22 protein-coding genes and 1 pseudogene are annotated in these 25198 nt (G+C 71.5%); 5 read left to right on the forward strand and 18 right to left on the reverse strand.

The features are described 5' to 3' along the window. A partial coding sequence (locus MKL01_RS24795) for an ABC transporter substrate-binding protein (protein WP_243907829.1) occupies positions 1-405 on the reverse strand: 405 nt, incomplete at its 3' end. A 212-nt stretch (positions 406-617) separates the two neighbouring features. On the opposite strand from MKL01_RS24795, the gene MKL01_RS24800 reads away from it, so the two are divergent. Beyond that, positions 618-899 (forward strand): PilZ domain-containing protein, encoded by a 282-nt coding sequence (locus tag MKL01_RS24800; RefSeq protein ID WP_243907830.1) that lies wholly within the window; start codon positions 618-620, stop codon positions 897-899. A 181-nt stretch (positions 900-1080) separates the two neighbouring features. Here MKL01_RS24800 and MKL01_RS24805 read toward each other — a convergent pair whose 3' ends face one another. The 4 genes from MKL01_RS24805 to MKL01_RS24820 all read right to left on the reverse strand — a co-directional run bounded on the left by MKL01_RS24805 (position 1081) and on the right by MKL01_RS24820 (position 6116). After that, entirely contained in the window at positions 1081-2124 is a 1044-nt protein-coding gene (locus MKL01_RS24805) for an alpha/beta fold hydrolase (RefSeq protein WP_243907831.1), read from the reverse strand. Positions 2125-2190: 66 nt separating this feature from the next. Next, positions 2191-3693: an MmgE/PrpD family protein gene (locus tag MKL01_RS24810; RefSeq protein WP_243907832.1), complete on the reverse strand. Its 1503-nt coding sequence runs from the start codon at positions 3691-3693 to the stop codon at positions 2191-2193. 52 nt (positions 3694-3745) lie between these two features. Next, positions 3746-4771: a PdxA family protein gene (locus MKL01_RS24815; protein WP_243907833.1), complete on the reverse strand. Its 1026-nt coding sequence runs from the start codon at positions 4769-4771 to the stop codon at positions 3746-3748. Next, entirely contained in the window at positions 4764-6116 is a 1353-nt protein-coding gene (locus tag MKL01_RS24820) for a cation:dicarboxylate symporter family transporter (RefSeq protein ID WP_243907834.1), read from the reverse strand. Before MKL01_RS24820 ends, MKL01_RS24815 begins: the two co-directional genes overlap by 8 nt. Before the next feature lie 135 nt (positions 6117-6251). Between MKL01_RS24820 and MKL01_RS24825 the strand changes: the two genes are divergently transcribed. Continuing rightward, on the forward strand, positions 6252-7193 hold the full coding sequence (locus MKL01_RS24825) for a LysR family transcriptional regulator (protein WP_243907835.1): 942 nt from the start codon (positions 6252-6254) through the stop codon (positions 7191-7193). 180 nt (positions 7194-7373) lie between these two features. On the opposite strand, the gene MKL01_RS24830 is transcribed toward MKL01_RS24825, so the two are convergent. The 10 genes from MKL01_RS24830 to MKL01_RS24875 form a co-directional block, all read right to left on the reverse strand. Further along, a complete protein-coding gene (locus MKL01_RS24830; RefSeq protein WP_243907836.1) occupies positions 7374-8576 on the reverse strand; it encodes an MFS transporter in 1203 nt (400 codons plus the stop codon). Between the two features lie 415 nt (positions 8577-8991). Then, positions 8992-10398, reverse strand: coding sequence for an amidase (locus MKL01_RS24835; RefSeq protein ID WP_243907837.1), 1407 nt, complete (start codon positions 10396-10398; stop codon positions 8992-8994). Then, complete coding sequence (locus MKL01_RS24840; protein ID WP_243907838.1) at positions 10391-11305, reverse strand: DUF1028 domain-containing protein; 915 nt, start codon at positions 11303-11305, stop codon at positions 10391-10393. Before MKL01_RS24840 ends, MKL01_RS24835 begins: the two co-directional genes overlap by 8 nt. A gap of 6 nt (positions 11306-11311) precedes the next feature. After that, the gene (locus MKL01_RS24845; protein ID WP_243907839.1) at positions 11312-12043 is read right to left on the reverse strand and encodes an ABC transporter ATP-binding protein; all 732 of its coding nucleotides are present in this window, start codon (positions 12041-12043) and stop codon (positions 11312-11314) included. Then, entirely contained in the window at positions 12036-13835 is a 1800-nt protein-coding gene (locus tag MKL01_RS24850) for an ABC transporter permease subunit (protein ID WP_243907840.1), read from the reverse strand. Before MKL01_RS24850 ends, MKL01_RS24845 begins: the two co-directional genes overlap by 8 nt. Continuing rightward, positions 13828-14661 carry a branched-chain amino acid ABC transporter permease gene (locus MKL01_RS24855; protein WP_243907841.1) on the reverse strand — a complete coding sequence of 278 codons (834 nt, stop codon included), beginning with the start codon at positions 14659-14661 and terminating at the stop codon, positions 13828-13830. Before MKL01_RS24855 ends, MKL01_RS24850 begins: the two co-directional genes overlap by 8 nt. Before the next feature lie 154 nt (positions 14662-14815). After that, positions 14816-15973: a substrate-binding protein gene (locus tag MKL01_RS24860; protein ID WP_243907842.1), complete on the reverse strand. Its 1158-nt coding sequence runs from the start codon at positions 15971-15973 to the stop codon at positions 14816-14818. Positions 15974-16011: 38 nt separating this feature from the next. After that, the gene (locus MKL01_RS24865; protein ID WP_243907843.1) at positions 16012-16857 is read right to left on the reverse strand and encodes a nitrilase family protein; all 846 of its coding nucleotides are present in this window, start codon (positions 16855-16857) and stop codon (positions 16012-16014) included. A 171-nt stretch (positions 16858-17028) separates the two neighbouring features. Continuing rightward, complete coding sequence (locus tag MKL01_RS24870; protein WP_243907844.1) at positions 17029-17655, reverse strand: ANTAR domain-containing response regulator; 627 nt, start codon at positions 17653-17655, stop codon at positions 17029-17031. Continuing rightward, positions 17652-18806 (reverse strand): transporter substrate-binding domain-containing protein, encoded by a 1155-nt coding sequence (locus tag MKL01_RS24875; RefSeq protein ID WP_243907845.1) that lies wholly within the window; start codon positions 18804-18806, stop codon positions 17652-17654. The genes MKL01_RS24870 and MKL01_RS24875 overlap by 4 nt, the downstream gene beginning before the upstream one ends. A gap of 357 nt (positions 18807-19163) precedes the next feature. On the opposite strand from MKL01_RS24875, the gene MKL01_RS24880 reads away from it, so the two are divergent. Both MKL01_RS24880 and MKL01_RS24885 read left to right on the forward strand, forming a co-directional pair. Beyond that, complete coding sequence (locus MKL01_RS24880) at positions 19164-19313, forward strand: hypothetical protein (RefSeq protein ID WP_243907846.1); 150 nt, start codon at positions 19164-19166, stop codon at positions 19311-19313. A 685-nt stretch (positions 19314-19998) separates the two neighbouring features. Further along, positions 19999-20211 carry a hypothetical protein gene (locus MKL01_RS24885; RefSeq protein ID WP_243907847.1) on the forward strand — a complete coding sequence of 71 codons (213 nt, stop codon included), beginning with the start codon at positions 19999-20001 and terminating at the stop codon, positions 20209-20211. A gap of 48 nt (positions 20212-20259) precedes the next feature. On the opposite strand, the gene MKL01_RS24890 is transcribed toward MKL01_RS24885, so the two are convergent. From MKL01_RS24890 to MKL01_RS24900, 3 genes are all read right to left on the reverse strand, one after another. Beyond that, on the reverse strand, positions 20260-20769 hold the full coding sequence (locus MKL01_RS24890) for a hypothetical protein (RefSeq protein ID WP_243907848.1): 510 nt from the start codon (positions 20767-20769) through the stop codon (positions 20260-20262). After that, positions 20766-21656 (reverse strand): hypothetical protein, encoded by an 891-nt coding sequence (locus MKL01_RS24895; RefSeq protein WP_243907849.1) that lies wholly within the window; start codon positions 21654-21656, stop codon positions 20766-20768. Before MKL01_RS24895 ends, MKL01_RS24890 begins: the two co-directional genes overlap by 4 nt. A gap of 666 nt (positions 21657-22322) precedes the next feature. After that, complete coding sequence (locus tag MKL01_RS24900; RefSeq protein ID WP_243907850.1) at positions 22323-23873, reverse strand: sensor domain-containing diguanylate cyclase; 1551 nt, start codon at positions 23871-23873, stop codon at positions 22323-22325. A 170-nt stretch (positions 23874-24043) separates the two neighbouring features. Here MKL01_RS24900 and MKL01_RS24905 point away from each other — a divergent pair. Beyond that, positions 24044-25198 (forward strand): annotated as a pseudogene (locus MKL01_RS24905) (hypothetical protein); the annotation flags it as partial.

Consider the following 25198-nt stretch of genomic DNA (forward strand, 5'->3'; position numbering starts at 1 on the left):
CTCGTATCCGTCGTCGGCGGTGACGAGCTTGAGGCGATAGGCACCGATCCCCCCGGCCTCGTTCACCGCATTGAACGCCGACTCGATGCCGATCGCGAGCTGATGACCGAACTCCTTGTTCGCACCCGAGAACGGCGCGACCAGGCCGAACCGCACCTCGGTCTTCTCCGCCGCCGCCCGGTTCGGACCGGTCTCCCGGCCGGCCTCGCCGTTCGGCGTCCGGGGCGGCGCCGGCGGACCGGCGTTCGGGGGCGGCGCCGGCTCCGGCGCGCTCCGGCTGTCGGGGGCCGGAGCGAACCGCCCGGATCCCGGCAGGGGGCTCTGGGCCCACGCCGGCGGGGCGAGGCAGACCGCGGCGGCCGCGATGGTCAGCCAGCCGGAGAGGAGGACCATGACGCTCGACATATCCCCCTCGCCACAGCTCAATGCGCGAGCGAACCTCCGAATACCGAGTGTTGATTTTCTACGTAGTGAGAGGCAGCGCAGCAATACGCGTTCGGCCGCGGGTTGGGGATCAATTCAGGGGCCTGTCCTGCCGCCGCGGCGACCGGGCAGGATAAAGCCTTAAGGCGGTTCCGGCACAGTCACGCCGATCCGCCTTCACGAGGGACAACGCCATGGAGGAGCGCCGCGCGAAGCTCAGGGCCAAGGTCGCCCTGTCGGGGCATGCCGCCTTCCCGAGCACGGTCGCCGAGGTGGCGTGCCTGGTGATCAACGTCTCGAATATCGGCGCCTGTCTGAGCTTCCCCGCCGGGGTGGCCATCCCGCGGATGTTCAGTCTTCGCATCGGCCCCGATCCGAAGCCCTACGCGGTCCGCGTCGCGTGGCGGCGCGCGAGCGATGTGGGCGTGGCGTTCCTTGCATCCCGCACCCGGGCGCCGGACGTGATCCCCGGATAGGGGCCGCGACCGTCAGAGCGCGTCGTCGACCGCGCATGCCCGTCCCGACCGGCGTGAGCGGGGCGGGACGAGCGTGCGCGCGCGGACGCGACGTTCGCGTGCCGGCGCAGGTCTCGTCCGCCGGAGCGACGCTCCGCCTCGCGCCCGGTGCCGTCCCCCGGGCGGGCGATCCGGCGGGGTCTCACAGGTCGTGGTAGGGCTTCGGCTCACGGCCGGCGAAGAACGGCCAGAAGGCGGCGTAGACCAGGTCCGGTCGATGCTCCGCGAGATAGTGACCGCTCGGGATCGCCCAGCCGCGCAGATCGGGCGCCCAGGCCGACCACGCCTCCAGCGAGTGGAGGTGCCGGCCGACATGGCCGTTGGCCCCCCACAGGATCAGCACGGGGCAGGCGATCTTGCGGCCGGCCTCGAAATCCGCCGCATCCATCGCGTAGTCGAGCGACACGGCCGCGCGGTAATCCTCGCACACGGCGTGGATCTGCTCGCGCGTCGTGCAGCGCGCGTATTCCGCGAAGGCTTCGGGCGTGAAGATGTCCAGCCCGACGCCGACCTTGTCGAGCTTGTAGTGGATGTAATAGCTCAGGTCGGCGCCGATCAGCGTCTCGGGAAACGGCGCCTTCTGCGCCATGAAGAACCAGTGATACGATTCCATCGCCCAGCCGAGGGTGATGGTCTGGAGCAGGTTGTAGGTCGGGATGATGTCGAGCGAGGCGAGGCGGGTGATGCGCCCCGGCTCGTCGAGGGCCATGCGGAAGGCCACCCGCGCCCCGCGATCATGCCCGGCGACCGCGAACCTGTCGAAACCCAGCGCGGTCATGACCTCGAAATTGTCCCGCCCCATGGCGCGGAACGTATAGCCGGCGTGGTCGGGGCCGCCGTCGGGCTTCGAGCTGTCGCCGTAGCCGCGCAGATCGACCGCCACGACGGTGAACGTCCTGGCGAGGGTCGGCGCGATCTTGTGCCAGCTCACCAGCGTCAGCGGGTTGCCGTGGATCAGGAGCAGCGGCGGCCCGTTCCCGGCGACGGCCACGTTGATCTCGGCGCCGGAGGTCCGGATCCGCTGCCGGCGGAACCCGCGCATCAGCTCGGGTCCGAACGGTTCGAGGACCGGCATCGCCGCCTCGGGGGACGGAGCGGGCGGCACCGACGCCCCCAGGGCCCGGCCCGCGGGGAGGAGCGCGCCGATCGCGCCGAGCTTGAGCAAGCGCCGCTTCGCCTCGTCCATGGTGGTCCCTCCTTCGACGCCCGCGTCGGTGCGTGAACGGCGCCTCGGACGCTCCCGGCCGGGGCGTCAGGCGAACAGCCCGGCGAAGACCGTGCGCATGTCGGCGACCGCCTCCAGGTTCTGGACGGCGGCCACGATCCGATCGGCCTTGCTCCGGGGCAGCTCGGCGAACTCGGCGCAGCCCTGGAACTTGCGCGCGGCGTCGTCGAAGCTCATCGGCTTCTGCGGGCTGCCGGTGGCGAAATCGCCCTGACCGGTGAACACCCGGCCGTCCGCGAGCCGGACCTCGACATAGCTGCGCATCTTGTCGGCGCCGGCCGCGTCCGCCTCGGGATTGTTGTAGAAGTCGACGCGCCCGACCATGTCGCGCAGATCGGGCCGGCCGACGACGTCGTCCTGGAACTGCCCGAGGCCGGCTTTGCCCAGCACGAGGAGCACGGCCATGCAGTATTCCATGCTGAACTTCGCCTGGAGGCCGGTCGTCGGCCTGTGGTGGATCAGCGTGTTCAGCATCTGCCGGTTGGTGCCGACCCGGACCTGGGCCACGTCCTGCGCCCGGAGGCCGTGCTGGGCGATCAGCCCCGCCATCACGTCCATCGCCGGGTGGGTGAGCGAGCCGGACGGATAGGGCTTGATCGACACGCCGGGGCTGAGCAGCGACCACGGCTTGCCCAATCGACCGACCATCGCGCCCGGATCCCAGCCGCCCCCGAAGGCCGCGAAGAACCCGCGCTTGGCCTCGAAGATGTCCTCGGCCGCCGTCCAGCCCAGGGCCGCGAGGTCGACGGCGACGATGCCGGCCTCGGCGCCGTGGCCGGCCTGGAACGGCTTGGTCATGGTGCCGAAATTCTCCCGGAGCCCGGACGCTTCCGCGCCGGCCGTGCCGAAGGCGTTGCGCAGGCGCCCGGCGTCGAGCCCGTGCAGCTTGCCGGCACAGACGGCGGACCCGAACACGCCGCACATGCTGGTCGCGTGGAAGCCGCTCTCGTAGGAGCGCGGCGCGATCGCCTCGGCGAGCTTGGTCGTCACCTCGAGCCCGAGGTGATAGGCGAGCATGAAGTCGCGCCCGGACTTGCCGAGCGATTCCGAGACCGCGAGCGCCGCCGGCAGCGTCGGCACCGTCGGGTGGGTCAGCAGGCCGTAGACCCGGTCCTTGGCGACGGCGAGCTGGGTGTCGTCGAAATCGTCCGCGTGGATGGCCACGCCGTTGGCGAAGGCGGCGAAGCGCGGGCCGGCACGCAGGCCGGTGCCGAGGATCGTCGAAGGCCCGCCGAGGACGCCGAGATCGCCGAGGTAGCGCCGCACGATCGGTCCGGATTCGGCCCGCTCCCCGGCGATGGCGAGGCCGATGGCGTCGAGGATGTGCTTCTTGCCCAGCGCGATCAGATCGGGCGGCAGATCCGCGTACCGGGCCGCGACGACGAAATCCGCGGCCTCTTCCGTCGCGCCGAAGGGCGCGGACCGCTCCGCCGCCACGGCCCCGCGCCGGCCCGAACCGGCGAGGGCCGCACCGGCGCCCAGCGCCGACAGGCCGGCCAGGAACTGCTTGCGGTTGAGCCTCTGCGTCATCGCCCCGTCTCCTCCGGTTCCCGGCGCGCGTCGCCGGGGTGGCGGCCTGTGCTCAGGCGGCCGCCGCCTTGTGCGACGCCCCGGCGGCCACGAGCCGGGCGGCGAGGGCGATGGCGCTCTCCAGGGCGCCGGTCTTGGCGATCCCCTGCCCGACGATGTCGAAGGCGGTGCCGTGGGAGGGCGTCGTGAACACCGTCTCGAGGCCGGCCGTCACCGTCACGCCGCGGTTGAAGCCCTTGAGCTTCGTGGCGATCTGCCCCTGGTCGTGGTACATCGCGACCACGCTGTCGAACTCGCCCGCGAAGGCCCGGATGTAGACCGTGTCGGCGGGGAACGGACCCTTGCAGTCGATGCCGGTCCGGGCCGCCTTCTCGACGGTCGGGCGGATCAGCTCGATCTCGTCGCGGCCGAACAGGCCGTTCTCGCCCGCATGCGGGTTGAGCGCCGCCACCGCGATCCGCGGCGCGGCGATGCCCGCCTTGCGCATCATCGTGTCGGCGAGGCTGATCGCGTCGGTGATGCTGCGCGCGTCGATCAGGCCGATCGCTTCCCTCAGGCTGACGTGGCCGGTGACCCGCGACATCCACTGGTTGTCGAGGACGTTCATCTCGGAAAAATAGGTCCGGTGGCCGAGGAGATGGGCGAACATCTTGTGCTCGTCCGGGAAGCGCCAGCCGCCGTCGAACATCGCGCGCTTGTTCAAGGGCGCGAAGGTGATGGCGTCGATCGCGCCGACCTTCGCGAAGTCGATGGCCCGGGCCAGCGTCTCGCCGGTCAGCCGGCCGGATTCCGCGCTGACCACGCCGGGCGGGAACAGGCCGGGATCGGTGTTGGCGAGGTCGATGATCGGCACGGCCGGGCCGGACCAGTCGGCCTGCGTCGGCGCGGTGATCGCGGCGAGCTCGAAGCTGACGCCCGCCTGCCGCATGCCCATCGCGATCACCCGGGCATCGCCCACCACGACGAGGCGGGCGACGTCCGCCATGCGGCGGTCGGCCAGCACGCGGGCCGTCTGCTCCGGCCCGATGCCGGTGCAGTCGCCCGGCACGAGGGCGACGACGGGAAGCATCTCAGGCATGGCTCACTCCTTCAGCACGTCCTGGCGCGGGCGGCGGTCGCGTCGCGGCGGTCTCGCGCGCGGCCCAGGCCTTCGCGTCGAAGGCCCCGTCCCACTGCGCGACGACGATGGCGGCAACGGCGTTGCCGATGGTGTTGGTGAGGGCGCGGCCGAGCGACATGAAGCGGTCGATGCCCAGGAGCAGCGCCAATCCCTCCGGCGGCAGGCCCCCCGCCACCACGGTGGCGGCGAGGGCCGCGAAGGCACCCCCCGTGACGCCGGCCGCGCCCTTGCTGGTGAACAGCATCACCACGAACAGGCTGAGCTGTTGCTCGAAGCCCATCGGGACCCCGTAGACCTGGGCGATGAACAGCACCGAGAGCGGAAGGGTGAGCGCCACGCCGTCGAGGTTGAACGAGTAGCCCGACGGGATCACCAGCCCGGTCACCGCGCGCCCGATTCCGGCGGCCGGCAGCTTCTCCATCATGCCGGGGATCGCGGTCTCCGACGATGAGGTGCCGAACACCACGACGAGTTCGGTGCGCAGCAGCCGCAGCAGGTCGAACAGCCGGACGCCGACGAGGCGCAGCACGAGGCCGAGCACGCCGAAGACGAAGAACGCCATCATCGCCCAGGCGGTGAGCACGAGGAGCCCGAGCGCCCAGAGCGTCGCGGTGCCGAACTTGCCGACCGTGAACGCCATCGCGCCGAAGGCCCCGATCGGCGCGAGCATCACCACCACGTGGACGACGCTGAACACCAGGGCGGTGAGGCGCTCGATGCCGGCGCGGATCGGCTCGCCGCGGGCGCCGAGCGACACCAGTCCGATGCCGGTGACGACCGCGAGGATCAGCACCTGGATGACCTCGCCGCCCGCGAAGGCGCCGACGAAGCTCTCGGGGACCATGTGGGTGAGATAGGCGGAGAGCGACTGCATGTGCGCGCCGGCGAACTTGGCGCTCGCCTGCGCCTGTGCCGCGGTGGCCGGCGCCACCCCGTCCCCCGGCCGCACGAGCTGGACCACGGCGAGGCTGAACAGAAGGCAGAGCGTGGTGGCGCCCTCGAAGTAGACGAAGGCCTTGAGCCCGATCCGCCCGACCGTGCGCATGTCGCCGACCTGCGCGATGCCGGCGACCACCACGAGGAAGATCAACGGCGCGATCGTCATCTTGATCAGGGCGATGAACACGTCGCCGAGGGGCTTCAGCGCGATCGCCGTCTCCGGCGCCGCCGCGCCGACGAGGGCGCCCAGCGCCGCGCCGGCGATGACCAGGACGTAGGCCTTGCGCCAGAACGGCGTCCCGGCTCCCGTTCCCTGGGCGGCCTCCCCGTGGCCGGCCACGAGCCGATCGTGCGTGGCGTCCAACTGCGTCTCCCTGGCGCCGCACCCGGATCTTGTCGTCCGATGGCGGCATGACGCCTGCCCGGCTGGCCCTCCTTCATGAACCGGGATCGATCGGCGCGGTTATACTTTCTCGGCATGAAATGATGTCGGACCCGCATGGACGTCGGACTGCCCTGGCTGGAGGACTTCCTGGCGGTGATCGAGGCCGGCGGCTTCTCGCGCGCCGCCGCGCGCCGCCACGTCACCCAGCCGGCGCTGAGCCGCCGGATCCGCGCGCTCGAGGCGTGGATCGGGACGCCCCTGTTCGAGCGCAACACCCACACGGTCATCCTCACCCGGGCGGGGGCGGCGTTCCGGCCAATCGCGGAGGACATCCTGCGCCGCGTCGCCGCCGGGCGCGAGGAGGCGCTGGAGGCGGCGCATGCCGCCACCGGCACCCTCCGGTTCGCCGCCACCCACAACCTGTCGCAGACGTTCTTCCCGAACTGGTACCGCGATCTCGAGGCCCGGGCGGAGCGCGGCGCCATGCTGCAGCTCTTCTCGGCCAACATGGAAGCCTGCGAGCGCCTCCTCATCGCGGGCGAGGTCCACTTCCTGCTCGCCCACTACCATGCCGCGGTCCCGACCCGGCTTCCGCCGGCGCGCTTCCAGTCGATCCGGCTCTGCGCCGACCGGATCGTGCCGGTCAGCGCGCCTGCCGGCCCGGACGCCGGGGCGCCGCGCTACCGCCTCCCGGGGCGGGCCGGCGCGCCCCTGCCGCACCTGACCTATCATCCCGGATCGGGTGTCGGCCGCATCGTGGCGAACGCGCTGTCCGCCTGGGAGCAGCCGCCGTTTCTCCACGCGACCTTCACCGGACCGGCGATGCTGCTCGTGGAGATGGCGCGCGACGGCCAGGGGGTGACGTGGTCGCCGCACAACCTCGTCGCGGCCGACCTCCGCGACGGACACCTGGTTCCCGCCGGCGGACCGGACTGGGAGATCCCGATCGAGACGCGGCTGTTCCGCCCGCGGCTGCGTCTGTCGCGGACGGCGGAAACCTTCTGGACGACGGCCAGACGCGGCGCCGCGGACGAGGCCCAGGGCGCCGCACGGTGAAGGTTCGCCCCCGGCCTGCCGACGGGACCGGAAGCGCCGCGTCCGCCCCGCTGCAGTCGGCGGCCGTTCGCCGATGGCAGGCCGCGTTGCCATGGCGGCATCCGACGGCCGATCCGCCCGCGCCGCGGCACGAGCCCCCTCCATCGACGGCCCCGGCACGGGCGCCCGGAGGATCGGCCGTCAGCGGGGGCGCGGTCGCGGCGCCGTGCCCACGAGCCGCGCCGCGATCAGCGCGCCGAGCGCCAGGGTCAGGAAGGCGGCGCCGAACCCGGCCGCGTGCGCCAGCGCGCCGAACAGCGCCGGACCGGCCACGATGCCGCCATAGGTGAACAGCAGGCCGCCGCTGGTGGCCGCCCCCACCTCCGCCGGCGCGACCGCGCTCATGATCTCCGCCAGGAAGACGCCGTTCCAGCCCGTGGCGGTCGCGCCGAAGATCAGCACCACCGGCAGCGACAGCCAGGACGGGCCGACGAGGGCGAGGGCGGCCGCGAGGATGCAGCTCAGCGCCATGCCGAGGCTCAGCCCGACCAGCACCCCGCGCGCGGCCCGCGTACGGTCGGCCGCGAAGCCCCAGGCCGGTCGCCCCAGGATGCCCGCCACCTGGCTCGCCGAGAGGAGCGCGCCCGCGGTGGTCAGGTCGTGGCCGACGACGCGCACGAGGTAGGTGACCAGGAAGGCGCTCAGGACGAGCTGGATCGCCCCGAAGATCGCCGAGGCGCCGGCCAGCCGCAGCAGCGCGGGGTTGCGGAAGATCAGGGCCAGCGGATCGAGCAGACGTTGAGGCCGGGCCGGTGCGCCGGCGGCGCGCTCGCTCCGGACCAGGGGCGAGGCGGCCGCGAACGCCAGCGCCGCGACGGCGCTGCCGGCGGCCAGCGTCGCGCAGGTCCCGTTCCAGCCGAGCCGCGCCAGCAGGGGCGGGACGAGGAGCCCGGCCAGCACGCCGCCGAGCGGCACACTGGTCTGCCGGACCGAGACGATGAAGACGAAGGCGGGCGACCCCGCCTGATGGGCGATCGCCTGGGCGCTCGCGGGCGTGAGGGGTCCGTAGCACAGGCCGATCAGGACGGCGCCGATCAGCAGGCCGGCGATCCCGGCTTCGGCAAAGATCGCGAGGCCCAGGGCGCCGCCGATGACGCAGGCGAAGCTCAGCCGCAACGGCCCATGGCGCCGGATCAGCGGCGTGGCGAGCAGGTTTCCCACGAGGACGAAGGCGTAGACGAGGCCCGAATAGGCGCCCGCGATCTCGGCGGGCAGGCCGAAGCTGCGCGCGACCGGATCTGCCATGACCGGCGGGGCGAGGCTGAGCATGGACACGGCGGCCTGCGGGAACATGGTGGCGAAGAGCAGCGCGGTCGGGCCGCCGCGGGGCGCAGGGGCGGTCACGTCCCAACGCCCGCCGTCGCCATCGTCCGAAGGCCCGCGTCCATGCTCCGCGTCGTCCGGCGCGCTGGTTCCTGATCCTTGCGGCACGCGGCACGGCTCCTCGACAGCGCGGTTCTTTCGCGAACCCGCGTCTCGCATTCAAGTGCAGACCGGTCCCCGAAGACGCGTCGGCGCGGGAGCCGGGACGCCGGCGGATCCGACGGGGGACGGGGCGGCCGTCGAGCCCGAGGGCGGCTGGGGTAAGGGGGTGTGGCTCGACGGTGCCTTCTGCACCACCCCCACCGCCAAGGCGCCGCGCTTCTTGATCCACGTTGGATAAAAACGCTCAGGACTGCCGGATGCGGGTTCCGGAGCAGGCGCCGCGGCGTCGAAGGGAAGGCCGCGACAGCACCCCCGGCGGCTCGGGAAGCCTCCGCTACGGCGCCCGCGCGAATTGCGGGACCTGGCGCCACCAATCGTGTGCCTGCTCGTACCGGCTCGCGAACCGGAGGAGCATGGCCTCGGCGAAGGGCCGGGCGGCGATTTGCAGGCTGATCGGCAGGCCGCGCCGGTCGAAGCCGCAGGGCAGCGCGATGGCGGGCAGCCCGGTCAGGTTGAACGGATAGGTGAGGCGCCAGGATGCCGCGAGGACGCTCTCCCGCCGCCCCGCGAGCGTGACCGACGCCTCGTCGGTCCGCCACGCGGTCAGCGGCGCGGCGGGGGTGATGATCACGTCCGCGTCCTCCAGCGCGGCGGCCATCTCGGCCATGATCAGCCCCCGGGCCTGCTCGGCCCGCAGATAGTCCGGACCGGTCACGAACCGGCCCATCTCCACGAGGTCCCGGACGTCCTCGGCGAAGCCCGCCACGTGGCCCTCTCGGAGGTTGCGGTCGTGGTAGGCCGTGGAGGAGGCCAGCTCGATGGCGTAGATGGCGCCGAGCCCGTAGCGCAGGGCGGGCAGAGTGACGTCCCGCACCGGACAGCCCTGCCCGGCGAAGAAGCCGATCGCATCCTCCACCGCCGCGGCGACGTCCGCGTCGACCGCCTCGAAGAAGTGGTTGCGGATCACCGCGACCCGCAATCCGCCGACCGGCGCGCCGAGCCCGGCCGTGTAGTCCGGCACGGGGGCCGCGGCGGCGGCGGGGTCGGCCGGGTCGGGGCCCGCCAGGACCTGGAGCAGGAGCGCCGCATCCGCCACCGTCAGGGTCAGCGGCCCGGCATGGTCGAGGGACCAGGAATGCGGGACGATCCCCGAGCGGCCGATCCGCCCGTAGGTCGGCTTGAGGCCCACGACGCCGCAGAGGGCCGCCGGGATGCGGATGGAGCCGCCCGTGTCCGAGCCGAGCGCCGCGGGACAGAGCCGGGCCGCCACCGCCGCCCCCGAGCCGCCGCTGGAGCCGCCGGGCACCCGCGCGAGGTCCCAGGGGTTGCGCGTCGGCGGGGTGACCATGCCCCAGGCGAATTCGTGCATCCGCAGCTTGCCGAGGATCACCGCGCCGGCCGCCCGCAGCCTCGCCACGCCGTGGCTGTCCTCTCGCGGGAAGGTCAGGGCCTCCACCGACGTGCCCGCCCGGGTCGGCAGGTCGGCGGTCGTGTAGTTGTCCTTGATGCCGATCGGGATGCCGTGGAGCGGCCCCCGCGGTCCCGTCCGGGCGATCTCCGCATCCGCCGCCCGCGCCGCGTCGAGGGCCGTGGACGACAGGCACACGAAGCTCCGGAGGTCGCCGTCGAGGCGCCCGATCCGGTCCAGGCAGGCGCCGACGAGCTCGACGCTCGACAGCTCCCGCGCCGCGATCCGCCGGGCGAGCTCGGTGATCGGCAGGGACCAGACGGCGTCAGTCATGGGGCTTCCGGCGATAGGGAAGGCTCGGGTCGAAGACGACCGGGGGATGGACCGGCGCGAGGTCGAGGTCGCGCAGGGTCCGGATCTCCGCCAGGACCGGGGCGAACTGCGCCCGCAGGTGCGCGATGCGTCCGGCCGCCTCCGGGGGCAGGCCGACGATGTCGTGCAGCGGGTCGGGCGCCGCCGCCGCCCCGGGCCGCTCCGCGGGCGGCCGGAGGAGCATCGCCGCGACGTCCTCCGGCAGCGCGCCGGCCGGACCGTCCTTCCGCGGCATCCCGGCCACGAAGGGCACGAGCTGGCGCCGGGCCACGGCGAGGATCCGCCGCAGTTCGGCGACCGGGTCGGCATGCTCGTCGACGCGCAGGTCGAGGCACGGGTAGTCCTCGCGGGCGACGATTCTGAGCGCCGCCGATTGCTTGCCGCGCCGGTCGCCGCCCGCGGCGTCGCCGGCCTCGAGGGCGCGCATCAGCCGTTCGTCGAGGTCGCAGGCGGCGGCGTCCTCGAAGGCGCGGGCCATGGCGTCGATCACGCCGGGGGCGGCCAGCATGTTGCCCTGCACGGCGTAGCCCGTCCCGGTGCGGTGCCCGGCCTCCGCCGTGCATCCGGCGCCGGTCCAGGCAGCGGCCGCCCCGCCCGCATCCACCAGCCCGATCTGGCGCAGATCCGGCCGGTCGTCGGTCCCGAGCGCCGCCGCGAGGGCCGCGTCGGGCGGCCGCCCCCCGGCGAGCCCGTCGAGGATGCGCAGGGCGAGGTAGGGGTTCACCCAGGACTGGGTGGTGACGGCCCCGATCCCCGCCCGGAGGTACGGGCACAGGCCGCCCACCGCCGGGACGGCGCTCGCCACCGCGACGCCGAGCTGACCGGTCCGGGGACAGCGGGCGGCGATCGAGAAGGTGTTGAGTTCCATCACGCCTCACACCGCGAGGTGGTCGATGACGCGGGCCTGCGCGTCCGCGGCCTTGGCGGAACCGCTATCGACGATCTCGCCGAGCTTGAGCACGGCGTAGCGGTCGGCGAGGCCCAGCGCGAAGGCGACGTGCTGCTCCACCACCAGCATGGACAGGCCCGTCGCCCGCTCCGCCAGGAGCACGGTGCGCAGGCGCTCGACCATCGAGGGCTGCACGCCCTCGGAGATCTCGTCGATCAGGAGGAGGCGCGGGCGCAGCATCAGGGCGCGGCCGAGGATCAGCATCTTCTGCTCGCCCCCCGAGAGCGTCCCGGCGCGCTGGGCGAGCCTGTCCTTCAGGAACGGGAAGTGGCCGAACAGGCGCTCCAGCGCGTCGGGCAGGTGGCGGTCGGACGGGACCGCCAGGCGCAGGTTGTCGCGGATCGACAGGTCCTGGAACAGCGGCTGCTCCTGGGGGGCGTAGCCGACGCCGAGCGCCACGAGCCTGGCGGGGGACAGGCCGGAGAGCGCCTGCCCGCCGATGGTGATCCGGCCGCCGCGCAGGGCCACCATCCCCAGGATGGTCTTGAGCAGGGTGGTCTTGCCCATGCCGTTCTTGCCGAGAAGGGCGACGATCTCGCCGGCCCCCACCGAGAGGGAGACGCCCGTCACGATCGAGACGGCGCCGTAGCCGCTCGAGACGGTCTCGAGGGCGAGGGCGGCCCCCGCCGGCCCGGTGCGTTGCGCGGCCTCAGCCATGGGCGCCTCCCGAATAGATGGTCCGGACCAGTTCGGAGCCGACCACCGCCTCCACCGTGCCGTCGAGGACCAAGCGGCCCTGATGCAGCACCACGATCCGGGACGAGATCTCCCGCACGAAGTCGAGGTCGTGCTCGACCAGCACGGCGGCGATCCGGCGCCCGGCGGTGAGCGCCTTGAGGACGGTCCCGATGGTGGTGCGCTCCGCCTTGGTCAGGCCGGCGGTGGGCTCGTCGAGGAGGATCAGCCGCGGCTCCAGCGCCACCACCATGGCGAGTTCCAGCGCCTGCTTCTGGCCGTGGGACAGGAGGCGCGCGGGCTGCGTCAGCAGGCCGTCGAGGCCGGTCATCCGCAGGACGTCGAGGGCGGCCTGCGGCAGGCCCAGGGTCGGGTCCCGGCCGACCGGGTTCAGCCCGTCATGGGGGGCCCGGGCGAGCCGCAGGCAGTCGGCCACCGACAGGCTCTCGAACACGCTCGCCACCTGGAACTTGCGCCCGACCCCGAGCCCGACGATCCGGTTCGGGGTCAGCCCGGTGATCGCCGTCCCGCCGACGGCGATGGCGCCGGTGAAGGGCTCGGTGCCGTCGCTGAGGCAGCGCATCAGCGTGGTCTTGCCGGCGCCGTTGGGGCCGACGAGGCTGACGAGCTCGCCCGCCCGGATCTCCAGGTCGATGGCCTCCAGCACGGTCAGGCTGCCATAGGCCTTGGCGAGGCCCTCCACCTTGAGGATCGGGGCATCCGTCGCGACCGCGGCGGCGTCGGTCTCCCGCGCCACCAGGGCGGGGGCGGCGCGCTCCCCGCCTCCGACCGGCAGCGCCCGCCACAGCCGGCCGACGAGGTCGGCGAGGCCGCCCGGCAGCAGGATGATGATCGCCACGAAGGCCGTCCCCAGCAGGAGCTGCCAGAGGAAGGGCAGGTCGCCCGACAGGTTGGCCGCGAGGTAGTCGATGGCGATGGTGCCGAGCACCGGGCCGAGCAGGGTGCCGCGGCCGCCGAGCGCCACCCAGATCACCAGTTCGGTGCCGAACAGGAAGCCGGCATTCTCGGGGGCGACCACGCCCGACGCGTTGGCGAACAGGAACCCCGCGAGCCCGGCCACGCCGGCGAGCGCCGCGGTCAGGAGGATCTGCAGGCGCCGGGGATTGAGGCCGAGATAGGCGCAGCGCGCCTCGTTGTCCCGCAGGGCCACGAGGGCGCGCCCGGCATCCGACCGGACCAGGATCCAGGCCGCCAGCGTGACGGCGACCAGGACCAACGCCGCGAGGCGGAAATAGCCCTCGATCTCCAGGGGCAGCACGTCGAACCCGACGAGGCCGCTGCTGGAGCCGGTCCATTCGCCCCCCGAGTAGATCAGCTGCGTCACGACGATCGGGACGACCAGCGAGATCACCGAGGCGTAGAGCGGCGTCGAGCGGTGGTAGAAGGACAGCCACCCCACCGCGAGGCCGAGCAGGGCCGGCGCCGCGACGGCGGTGGCGATGCCGGCCGCGATCCCCAGCGGGGTCGCCCCGACGGCTCCCAGGATCATCGCGGTGGCGTAGGCGCCGACGCCGAAGAAGGCGGCCTGGCCGAAGGTGAGGATGCCGGCGAAGCCCCAGAGCAGGTCCACCGTGACGGCGAGCACCGCGTAGATCATCGAGCGGGTCAGCACGTTGACCGCGAAGGTGTCGAGGAAGGCGGGGGCGATCCAGAGCGCCGCGGCCGCCACCGCCGCGACCACGAGGGGCGCGGCCCGGGCGAGGCGCGGCGCTGAAGGGGCGGTGCGCGCCGCGGCGGGGATCGTGTCAAGCACGGGAGAAACCTTTCGGGCTGACGCGCAGGACGAGGGCCGCGAGCACCGCGACGGCGATGCTGCCCAGGATCGGGCTGATGAAGGTGCTGATCAGGACCTGCGCGGCCCCGAAGACCAGGCAGGCCGCCGCCAGGGCCAGGAAGGACGCGTCGGCGACCATCACCAGCATGAAGGCGCCGATCAGCCAGCTCACCCCCATGTTGGGATCGACGCTGGTCAGCGGCGTCAGGAGGACGCCCGCCAGCGCCGCGAGGCCCGCGCCGATCATGAACACCACGAGGCGCACGCGGCCCGTATCGATGCCGAGGCTGCGGGCCAGGGTCTCGTTCATGATCACCGCCCGGGCCGACAGGCCGAGCCGCGTCCGCTCGATGGTGAGCGCGAACAGGATCCCGATGACGAGGGCGATGCCCAGCGCCACGAGCCGGTAGGCCGAATAGTCGATGCCGAGGAATGCGACGGTGCCCGAGAAGAGGTTCGGGGTGAGCTGGACGTCGCGGCCGAACGCCAGGGTGATGAGCTGGCCGACGACGATCCCGAGCCCCCAGGTGGCGAGGATCGCGTCCAGCGGCCTGCGATAGAGGGGGCGGATGATGAAGTGCTCCGCCAGGCCGCCGAGCGCCGCGCCGACCACGAAGGCCAGCGGCAGCGCCGCCCAGGGATTGAGCCCGAGCCTGGCCGTCACCAAGGCGCAGTAGGCGCCGACCGTCAGCCAGGCCCCGTGGGCGAAGTTGATGATCTTCAGGACGCCGAAGATCGCCAGCAGGCCGATCGCGACGATGAACAGGATCGCCGCCGTCGTCAGGATGTCGAGGGTGAGCAGCATCGGGGTTTCCGGGTGCGTGTCATCACGGGATAGCGGGATAGGAAGAGGCGCCGGCGGTGACGACGCGCCCTCCCTCCCCCCTCTGCGGGGGGAGGGAGGGCCGCCGGTACGCCCGTCTCACGACGGGTATGGATCTGTGCGATGCGCCCGCCCCTCACGGCAGCTTCGGGCACTGCTCGCCGGGATCGACGTCCTTGAAGGTGCCGGCGACCTTGACCGTGCCGTCCGCCTGGATCTGGCCGAGATACATGGTCAGGGGCGCGTGGTGCTGCTTGCTCATGCGGATCGTGCCGCGCGGCCCGGTCACACTCACGGTGGGCAGCGCCTCCAGCACCTTGGCGGTCTCGGTGCCCCCGGCCTTCTCGACGGCGGCCTTGTAGAGGTAGATCGCCTCGTATTCCGGCACCGAGAGATCGTTGGGCGTCCGCAGCTCGGCGCCGAACTTCTTCTTCATGGCGGCCAGGAAGGCCTTGTTCTCCGGGCTGTCGATTCCGGTCACGTAGGAGGCCGAGAGGTAGACGCCCTCGGCGTCCGCGCCCATGCTCTTGGCGGTGCCCTCGTCCAGGGCGAGGTTGGCGAAGGGCAGCGACACCCCGGCGCCGCGCAGCTGCTTGGTGAGCGTGACGTTCGGCGCGCCCCCCGCGGTCGAGGTGATCAGCGCGTCGGGCTTGGCCTCCTTCAGCTTGGAGATGATCGCGGTCCAGTCGCTGCCGTCCATCGGCAGGTATTCCTCGCCCACCACCTTGCCGCCGGTCTTCTCGGCGTAGCTCCTGGCGAAGGCCAGCATGCCGCGGCCGAAGGCGTAGTCGCTGCCGATCAGGAAGTAGGTCTTGGCGCCCTTGGCCTTGAAGGCGTCGACCACCGGCGGCACCTGCTGCTCCGGCACCCAGGCATCCACGAACAGGTTCTTGTTGCAGGAATGCCCCTCGTAGAACGAGGTGTAGATGTACGGCACGCGGCCCTTGGTGACGGCGGGCAGGCCGGCGTTGCGGGCCGCGCTCGTCTCCATGGAGATCAGGACGTCGACCTTCTTCTGGTAGATCAGCCCGTCGAAGGCCTTCTGGGCGCCGGCCGCGCCGGAGGCGTCGTCGGCCACCTCCAGGGCGAGCTTGCGTCCGAGCACGCCGCCCTTGGCGTTGATCTCCTCGACTGCGAGCTCGGCCGACTGCACCACCGAGGGCGCGACGACGCTGTTGGCGCCCGACAGGCCGATCGGGACGCCGATGACGATCGGCTTGCCGTCCGCGGCCTGCGCGGCCGTGGCCGCGAGCACGAGCGCGGCGGCGGTGCCGATGAGAGAACGTGTCACCATGAACGGGCTCCTTGGGGAAGACGAGGCGGGGGAGGGGGTCAGCCGTAGATGTCGGTCCGGCGGTCGCGCAGGAGCGAGTTGAAGGCGTTCAGGTCCTTGCGGCCGGCCGCGTCGAGGTCGACGACGGCCGAGAGGGTCTCGGTCCGGTCGCGGCTCGCCGGCCCGGCGAGCGGCCAGCCCTTCGGTCCGATGATCAGGCTCTGCCCCTCGAAGGGCTGGCCGCGCTCGACGCCGACCCGGTCGGCGCAGGCGATGAAGATCCCGTTCGTGTGGGCGGCGGCCCGGTGCAGGGTGTTGGCCATGGCGGCCTCGCCCGCGGGCTGGTCGGGCATCGGCACCCAGTTGGTGGGGATGCAGACGATCTCGGCGCCCCCGAGGGCGAGCTGCCGGAAGGTCTCGGGGAACCAGCCGTCGTAGCAGATCGCGATCCCGATCCTGCCCAGCGCCGTGTCGAAGACCGGGAAGCCCAGGTCGCCCCGGGCGAAGAACACGTTCTCCCGGTCCCAGAGATGCGCCTTGCGGTAGGTGCCGATGTAGCCCTGCGGCCCGACGATCACGGCGGCGTTGTAGAGGGTGTCGCCCGCGCGCTCGGCGATGCCGGCCACGATGTGCACGCCGAGTTCCGCCGCGAGCGCCGCCCAGGCCCGGGTCGTCGGCCCCTCCGGCACCGGCTCGGCGAGGGCGGCCGCCTCCGCGTCGGATTCGAACACGTAGCCGGTGCTGGCGAGCTCGGGCAGGACGATCAGGCCGCTGCCCTGCGCCGCGGCGGCGCGGATCAGATCCGACGCCCGCGCGATATTGTCGGCGACGGCACCGAAGCGCGGTTCGAACTGGATGCAGGACACCCGTAGAGGCGGGCGTGCGGGATCATTCGCTTGGATCATGCAGGCTCCAAAACGCAAAAAGCCCCTGGGCACGGACATCATCCGCGGACCAGAGGCTTCAAAGCCGAGATGTGATGCAGCAATCCTGCTGCGGGGCAACCTTGCCCGGTAAGACTACGATACGCGCCTGAAGACGGGCCGCAAGCCGTTATTTGCGGCAGGCTGCTGCAATCAGGTCCTTTCCGCCAACGCGATGCGCAGGCCGAGGCCGCTCATCGCCTCGTGGGCCGAGACCACGCTCTCGGCCACGCTCGCCATCGGCACGCGCGAGGCGGTGGCGCGGTCCCGGAGCATCCTGTAGGCGGCCTCCTCGTCGATCCGGTTGAGTTCCACGAGCAGCCGGACCGCCTTCTCGACGGTGCGGCGGCCCTTCATGGTCTCCTCCAAGCGGTTGATCTTGCTGGTCAACCGCCCCTCGTAGCCGCGCCTGTAGCGGGCCAGGGCGAACTGGGTCAGCACCCCGCGCGGGTGGAGCGGCTTGTTCAGCACGCCGTGGGCGTTGACGTCGGCGATCGCCTTCAGCGACGTCGGGCTCTCGTAGGCCACGATGGCGATGACGGCGGGCTCGATCTCCTCGATCGACGGCAGGAGGTGCATCACCTGCGCGTCGTCGAGCTGGATGAACAGCGTGTCGACGTCCGGCGGCAGGGCGGCCGGCGGCGGCCAGACGAGGGAGACCGCGCAGCCGAGGCGCCGGAGCTGCTCCAGGAGCGCGGCCCCCTCCTCGTCGCTCGGGTGGATCACGAGGGCGCGGGCCCGCCTCAGGTCATCCAGGATCTTGCGGGCGGGCGCCGTCACGCGGCCATCCCCTCGTCCAGCCAGTTCGTCTCGAACCGGGACCAGGCCAGGTACGGGTCGGGCCGCACCGGCCGGCGCGCCCGCCAGACGACGTCGAACTGCCCGTCGGCGCGGGCGACGCCGATGCCGGGGGTGAGCCAGATGTGCCGTGTCTCGCCGTCGAAGGCGAGGTCGCCCTCCGGGGCCGCGAGGCGCTGCCGCAGGGCCGCGGCGCCGAGGCGCTCGGCATCGAGGGTTCCGGCCTCCGCGAGGGCGCGGGCGAAGAGATGCACCTGCGCGTAGGCGGTCTCCGACCACATGCTGGTCGGGCGCTCCGGCCCGAACCGGGCCTGGAAGGCCGCCCGGAAGCGCCGGTTCTCGTCGCCCGCCAGCGCGGCGAAATACGAGGCCGCCAGGACGTGGCTGCTGCACAGCTCCGGGCCGATCGCCTGGATCTGCCCCTCCGCCAGGGTCAGGCTGGCGATCGGGCAGCGCGTCCGGTCGATCCCCGAGGCCGCGTAGGCCCGGTAGAGCCGCTCGGCGCCGCGCCCGACCACGGTGGAGAACACCGCGTCCGGCGCCGCGTGCCGGATCTCGGCGATCATCGCGCCATGGGCCGCGTCGTCGGCATCCAGGGGCGCGTAGCGCTCGCCGACGATGGTGCCGCCCTTCGCCTCGATCAGGTCGCGCATCACCCGGTTCGATTCGCGCGGGTAGATGTAGTCGGACCCGATCAGGAAGATGCGGGGGCCCTGCTCCTGCAGGAGGTAATCGGCCAGGGCGAAGACGTTCTGGTTGAGGGTTGCGCCCGTGTAGATGATGTTCTCCGAATACTCGAAGCCCTCGTAGATCGACGGGTACCAGAGCAGGCCGTTGTGCCGCTCGACGGTGGACAGCACCGACTTTCGGCTGGCCGAGAGCGAGCATCCGAAGACCACCTCGGCCCCGTCGTCGGCGAGCATCCGGCGGGCATAGGAGCGGTAGGCGTCGTTGTCGCCGGCCGGGTCGTAGCAGATGGGTTCGATCGGCCGCCCGAGCACGCCGCCGGCCGTGTTGATCTCCTCGATCGCCAGGGCGGTGCCGAGGAAGTGCTCGGTCTCCGTGATGCCGCTGACGCCGCTGCGGGAGAACAGGACGCCGACGCGCCATGTCGCTTCGTCCTTGGCCGCCATGGCATCCCCATCGGTGTGCTGAAGGTCCGCTCGCCGGGCGGCCGCGCACCCCCGTCCTATCGCAGTCCCGGCGGCCTTGGAAACGCGGCAGGCTCGGAAACCAGGGCTGCGCAACGCCCGCCGCGCCCGGAGCGGTCGCCCCCCGCAAGCCCCGTGAGATCGCGCACGTACGCGGTTTCCCGTCTCATCCAAGTAAGTGCTGCGGATTGATCTCCACCGCGGATCATCTGAATTAGGGCGCGCAAAGGTGGGACAATGATTGATGAAGCAAAAGATGCCCTGCGTACGGCGGGCTTGAAGACGGGACAGATATACTTCGGTCAGCCGAGGGAGCGGCGCGGCTGTCTGATATGGAATTTGAGTTCGGCTGGCGCGCTGATCGAGGTCGATTCGGACGCGACCTACCCGGAGAAGCTGCGGCTGATCTCGGCGGCCCTGTGCGTGGACAAGCTCTGCAAGGTCACGTCGCGCGAGGGCCGGAAGATCGGGTTGAAGTTCGGCATCTGAACCGCGCGGTCGTCCATGGGTGGCATGCCGCCATCGCGCTGTCGAGCGCAGCGCGGTGAAGGGCCGAATATTGGCAGTGAAATTCGGGCCCGCGCGGTCTAGGATTAGCCTCATTATTCGGAAGGCCCGAGGCGCGCGGTGATTAAAAGTCCTAGAATAGACCCGCACTTTTCGGCGCTCAAGATTGCGCGGATAATTTTCGGTGATCCCCAAAGGAGATGCGATTGTCTCGTCCGGGAGTTCAAGGAATTCGGGGCGATCATCGAAGTCGAACCGCATGCCATGCTTCCGGACGCATTTCGTCTGATCGCTCCGGCGCTGAACCTCGACCATCATTGCGAAGTGGTGCGGCGCGAGGACAGGACGATCGGCGTGAGGTTTGTCGGGTGAGCGTCGCGATGGGGCGGCGGGCCCGATGACGTCGAACAGGCGGAGCCCGAGGGTCGCACGCCCGATCGCGGGCGCCTGACCCCGCAGGGCGGCCGCGGCTCCAGGTCCGGGCGGCTCCAGGTCCGGCGAGGACCGCACGGGTCCGGAGGGCCGGGTCACGCGGGATCGGGGCGACACGGCAGACGGACGAGCGCCCGGAGCGGCGGAGCGCCGTCGATCCGTCGGATTGATCGTATCGCCGCAATCGCCCGATCACCGATCCCGTGCTCTGATCGTCCGTGAGGAGCGCCGAGCCATGACGATCACCACCTCGATCAATGCCGTCGGAGCGGTGAAGGCGACGGAAATGATCCAGTCGGCGCGAGCCGAGGCCGCGATCGAGCACAGGGCGGGCCTGCACACCGTCACGATGGCGCTGCCCGAGTCCGAGGACGCCGACCGCCGGCCGCAGGAGGACGGTCCCGACCGTCCCGCCTTGCAGAAGCGTGTCGTCGACATCAGCGTCTGAGACCGGCTCGGCGCTGCGGGCAAGTGCAGGCGCCGGGTAGCCGTTCTCTCAGCCCTGCGAACGCACGGCCACGCGCAGGGCCGCCGCCGCGTCTTCGGGCGACGCATCGCAACCCGCAGGCAGGACGACCTTCGCGGCCCAGTCGTCGGCCGCGTTGTTCGGGCTCAGCCCGAGCCGAACGGATGCGCGACGCGCGAAGTAGATCGCGTTGAGCCTGACCGTGACCAACCGGCCCGCGAGGCTTCGGCCCTGATAGACGAAGACGACCCGACCTCCGCTGGACCGCGTGCCGGCGTTCGACGGATCCGACGCGTAGAAGCCGACCCGCACCAACTCGACGGAGGCGGGCCTGGCGCAGTTCCCGAGGGGCACCGCGCGCCGCCCCGCGTCGGAGCGCGGCAGCCAGGCATCCTCGCCCAGATCGATCAGGCCGCCGGAGACGTCCCGGGCCGCGATCCGGCCGATCCCCGGCGACTGCCGATGGGCATGCACCCGCACGGCGAGCGAGGCGATCAGGAGCAGGCACAGGACGCAGAGGCCGCCGCGCGCGCCGGTCATCGCAGTTGCGCACCGAGGCAGCCTGCGCGTCCCTGCACGGAGCGCGCGATCGGAACGATGGCGGCCAGGACGGAGCCCAGCGCGACCAGGGTGGATCCCAGGCCATCGTGCCAGAACGCGTAGGACGCGGGGGACGGCAGCATCGCCAGGATGCGTGCGACGTTGATCGCCACCACGAGGCACGCGCTCAGACCCAGAGCGCGAAACGCGGCGCGGTCCGCTCCATGCGCGGCGATCTTCAGGATGGAAAGCCAGATCACAACGGTGAGCGACAGATTGTGGAACGACGAACATCCCTCGAGGATCACGATCGACCAGTCGTCCCGAACGCTGAGGCTCGCTCCATCCACATGGAGCCGGCCGTAGAACCCGCGACCCACCAGGGAGATCATGCCGACTTCGGCCACTTCGATGACCTGATAGCAGAGCTTGAAGAGAAGCTTGCCCCAGAGCTCGTAGACGGACAGGGCGAGCCAGATCTGACCGATGTCGACGCTGGTTCGATCGGCGCGCCGCCTCGAGACGAACCAGCCGCCGGCGAGCGTCATGGCGAGATAGATGCCGTGCTGCTCCGGCACGAACCACGCGAGGGCGGCGACGATCAGGATGGCGATGTCGAGGCCGGACAGGACCAGCCGCCCGCGCGACCCGGCGAAGGCCAGCGACAGGATGGCGGCAAGCCCGAACGCCTCGCCCACGCTCAATTCGACGGCGTTGTGAGCGGACGGGAGGTTCTCGAGCAGGCGCCGCTGCAGGACAGCCGACAGGCAGGTGCCGCAGGAGAACAGCAGCACGATGTACAGCGCGGCGCGATCAGGCCCGGGGGCGCCCCGGGTCCGCGCCGCCCCGATCGGGCGACCCGCCCGCTCCCCGGCGGATCCGTCCATAAGCGAACCGCCCGTCAGGAGTCTGACCCGGCTCGGCCCGTCCTCCGCCGGAGGAGCGCCACGGTGCCGCCGGCCAGGAGCAGGCCGAGCAGCGCATTGATCTCAGGCGACGGGGCGCCCCCGGAAGCGTGGCTCGCCCCACCCCCGGACCCGAGATCGAAAAACGATTCCCCGAGACCGCCTCCGGATGACGTCGCGGTGTCGCCGCCCCGGCTCGCGGGGTGTGCGTCAGCGCCCGGGCGACGCGCAGCTCCGGTCAGGTCGCTGTTCCATCCACCCGCGAGTGCGTTGCCACTTCCCGCCGATGCCGGCGCGCAAAGACTTAGCACGGCGACTACGTAGCAGACGATACCTACGTATTTCATCGTAACTGCTCATAAATCTCAATCGATCCACATGATGAGACCCGATATTTATCCAAGGCAATCGAACATTCAATTTGTCAGACTTGATTCACAGCTTTCTGCATAGCCGGTCCGGACGGTAGTCTTGCAGCGGTCGCGCCGTCGCGTGGTCTGTGGTTCCAATCCGCGGGAAGCGCATCCGGCCGTGCGGAGGCGGCCCGATGATTCGCCATCCCGGCCGTAGCTGCTGACGAGAGGTCGCCTGCGGCGCGGACAGGGCTGCGACGAAGCGCGATGCAGCGCCGGATGATCGCGCAACAGCCTACGAGGCGCCGACGACCTGGAGCCCTTGCTTCTGTCGGGGCGCCGGAACGTCGTGCTGCGGCGGCGCGCAGCGGGTCTGGTTGCGACCGCCCGCCTTGGCTTCGTAGAGCGCGTCGTCCGCAAGGCGGCAGAGATCTTCCAGCGCCGGGCGTTCGCCCTCGACCAGCACGCGGCTCGCCAACCCCGTGCTCACCGTGACCGCGCCCGCGCCGATACCCGCCGATCTGACGGCCAGCGTGGACACCTCGGCGTGGACCTTTCCCGCGATGCGAAGGGCGCCGGCCTGGTCGGTGTCCGGCAGGAGGATGGCGAATTCCTCACCGCCGATCCGACAGACGAGGTCGTGGGGACGATGGACGCTGGCCGAAAGGCAGCGCGCCAGACCTTGCAGCACCGCGTCCCCGACCTGATGGCCGTAGCGGTCGTTGAAGCGCTTGAAGTGATCTGCATCGACGATCAGCAGGGAGAGCGGCTTGCCCGAGCGCGTCGCTCCCACGGAGGCCCGAATGAAAGCCTCCTCGAACGCGCGGCGGTTCGGCAGCCCGGTCAGCGCGTCCGTCAGGGACAGCTTTGCGAGTTCTGCCTGTATCGCTTCACGGCGGCGCAGCTCACGCCCGAACAGGAGCGACAGCGCGATCGTGAGGCCGCACAGCACCAGCACGATCCCGCCGATGACGAACACCTTCACCCGCCACTCGGCCTCGATGTCGTCCGTCGAGAGGGCGACGTTCAGGATCATCGGCAGGTCGCCGACGCGCGTGAAGCTGTAAGAGCGTTCAATGCCGTCGCGGACCGAGGAGTGGACGAAGCTGCCGCTGTGCTCGCGCAGAAAGCCCTGAAAGGTCGGGGCCTGGGCGATGTTCGCCCCGATATCCCCCTCGACGAAGGGGTGGCGCATGATCCGCGTGCCATCGTGCAGATACAGGTTGATCGCCCCGTGCCGGCCGAGGTCGATCTGGCTGAACAGACGCGTGAAGTAGGTCAGGTTCAGGGTGCCCAGGACCACCCCGCCGAACGTACCGTCCGCCTTGTTGATGCGGCGGCTCAGCACGATCATGCGGCTGCCGAGCAGACGTGAGAACAACGGCTCGCTGATGTAGAGGCCCAGGTTGTTCTGCGCCTTGTGCGCCTGGAAATAGGCGCGATCCGCGTAGTTGGCTTTGCGGGCCGGAACCGCGCCCGCGTCGATGAGGCTGTCGCCGTTCTCATCGGTGACGATCATCACGCCCATGTCGCGGGCCGTCGCGGCGCGATCGAACAGGACGAGTTGACGGAGCTCGGGGCTGACCTGCGCGAGCCCGGGCGCTTTCAGGTTGTCGATGACGCCGCGCAACGAGAGATCGTACATCTCGAGGTTGCGAGCGATGTCGCGCTCCAGGATCTGGACGAGGTTCCTGGAGGTCTGCTGGGCCTTGTCCCACGCGTCCTGGCGCAGGTCGAACAGCATCAGGCCGGAGGCCGCCAGCATCCCGACAGGTGCCAAGACGCCGAGGGCGATCCAAGTGCGGGCCAAGTGACACTGAGCCGCCAAGCGCAGCAGCGGTCCCATCCGCGTTCCTCGCGATCGCTCCGCACGATGCTGCCATGAACAACCTTAACGACTGGCTTCAGATCGCCACGAGCAGGGGGGCCTATCGGGCACCGGGCCCGACACGATCGCGTGAGCTGTCTCCGCGAGCCAACCTGCGATCGGCGATTCGGCGCGGCCGAGTCTTCCGAATGACGAAGCCCGGTTCTGACCGCGACTGGCGACCGGCAATTCCACATTGCCGCACACTTGAACTGTTTCTGGCCGAGCCCAGTTCATTACAAATGTTGCACCGCGGTCCGGCCAAAGTGGGCGACCTGCAGCCCATCGGCGTCGCCCGCCATCTCACGGCTGTCGGGCGCGACGAATATCCGTCGTCCTGGACGACGATCTCCGTCTCCTGCCTGTCTACACTTGCGCTGTTGGCCGTCGGAGCAGCGTGGCTCGATCGCGGGGGCTGGATTCCACCGACCCTGACGCGCCGCCCGGCGCCCGGAACGGCCGTCGGGGCTTCATCGCCCGCCATCTTCCCGTCGTGGATCGAGGTCCCGCATCTGTCAGGGCCTGCCTCACGGGCGCCCGATCCCGCGACCTTCGCCCTGGCCGACCGACCCCGCAGCTTCCTGGATCCGAACCCTGCGCATACGGGAGCGCAGCCGGGTGTCCTGGCGCCACGCGCCAATCCCCGCCTTCCGCTCCTCGGCGCACCCCTCGATGCGGCGCGTCTCGGGCAGGAGCAGCCGCCCGCCTGGGACGACGGCGCCGAACGTCAGGCCGGCGGGCCCTCGGCCGCGCCGGCCGCGATGGCGACGCTCGGTCTGGACGGGCCGTCGTCATCGCCGGATCGGGCGGGGCCGGGCGCGGCGCGGACCCCTCCGGCCGATCTGACGGCTCCGCCGCTTGCGCCGTCCAAACCGGCTCAAGGACCGGCCCCGACCGAAATCGTCGTCCGGCCTCCGCCGCCGGTTGCCGCCTCACCGCCATCCGGACGCGTGGCGACGCTCGGCCCGGACGGCGTGCAGCCGGGCGTGGACCCGATACCCGTGATGACGCTACCGCGCGACGCGGGCGTCGCGGCGGCGCCGATCCTGAACCCCCGGCCGGCACGGCACGCGCGGTCGCTACGACGGCCCCCGGGGAGGACTCCGGCCTCCCGGGCGCCGATGCCCGACCGCGATACCGAGCAGACGGCAAGCATCATCAGCCAGCCGACCTCGGCGCGGGGGCGGATCGATGCCGGCGCGGTCGCGCATGCCTCCATCCACCGGGGGCGCGCCAATCGCCCGGCCGTCTCCCCGCCCGCTTCCGCACCGTCCACGTCCTGGACGCTGCCATCCGCCCTCGCG

This window comes from Methylobacterium sp. J-070, assembly GCF_022829385.1.
GTDB lineage: Bacteria > Pseudomonadota > Alphaproteobacteria > Rhizobiales > Beijerinckiaceae > Methylobacterium.

Excerpts from the sequence above, each read along its gene's own strand:
- MKL01_RS24800 (WP_243907830.1), top strand. The coding sequence starts at position 618 with ATGGAGGAGCGCCGCGCGAAGCTCAGGGCCAAGGTCGCCCTGTCGGGG.
- MKL01_RS24805 (WP_243907831.1), bottom strand. The coding sequence starts at position 2,124 with ATGGACGAGGCGAAGCGGCGCTTGCTCAAGCTCGGCGCGATCGGCGCG.
- MKL01_RS24810 (WP_243907832.1), bottom strand. The coding sequence starts at position 3,693 with ATGACGCAGAGGCTCAACCGCAAGCAGTTCCTGGCCGGCCTGTCGGCG.
- MKL01_RS24815 (WP_243907833.1), bottom strand. The coding sequence starts at position 4,771 with ATGCCTGAGATGCTTCCCGTCGTCGCCCTCGTGCCGGGCGACTGCACC.
- MKL01_RS24825 (WP_243907835.1), top strand. The coding sequence starts at position 6,252 with ATGGACGTCGGACTGCCCTGGCTGGAGGACTTCCTGGCGGTGATCGAG.
- MKL01_RS24835 (WP_243907837.1), bottom strand. The coding sequence starts at position 10,398 with ATGACTGACGCCGTCTGGTCCCTGCCGATCACCGAGCTCGCCCGGCGG.
- MKL01_RS24840 (WP_243907838.1), bottom strand. The coding sequence starts at position 11,305 with ATGGAACTCAACACCTTCTCGATCGCCGCCCGCTGTCCCCGGACCGGT.
- MKL01_RS24845 (WP_243907839.1), bottom strand. The coding sequence starts at position 12,043 with ATGGCTGAGGCCGCGCAACGCACCGGGCCGGCGGGGGCCGCCCTCGCC.
- MKL01_RS24855 (WP_243907841.1), bottom strand. The coding sequence starts at position 14,661 with ATGCTGCTCACCCTCGACATCCTGACGACGGCGGCGATCCTGTTCATC.
- MKL01_RS24860 (WP_243907842.1), bottom strand. The coding sequence starts at position 15,973 with ATGGTGACACGTTCTCTCATCGGCACCGCCGCCGCGCTCGTGCTCGCG.
- MKL01_RS24865 (WP_243907843.1), bottom strand. The coding sequence starts at position 16,857 with ATGATCCAAGCGAATGATCCCGCACGCCCGCCTCTACGGGTGTCCTGC.
- MKL01_RS24875 (WP_243907845.1), bottom strand. The coding sequence starts at position 18,806 with ATGGCGGCCAAGGACGAAGCGACATGGCGCGTCGGCGTCCTGTTCTCC.
- MKL01_RS24885 (WP_243907847.1), top strand. The coding sequence starts at position 19,999 with ATGACGATCACCACCTCGATCAATGCCGTCGGAGCGGTGAAGGCGACG.
- MKL01_RS24890 (WP_243907848.1), bottom strand. The coding sequence starts at position 20,769 with ATGACCGGCGCGCGCGGCGGCCTCTGCGTCCTGTGCCTGCTCCTGATC.
- MKL01_RS24895 (WP_243907849.1), bottom strand. The coding sequence starts at position 21,656 with ATGGACGGATCCGCCGGGGAGCGGGCGGGTCGCCCGATCGGGGCGGCG.
- MKL01_RS24900 (WP_243907850.1), bottom strand. The coding sequence starts at position 23,873 with ATGGGACCGCTGCTGCGCTTGGCGGCTCAGTGTCACTTGGCCCGCACT.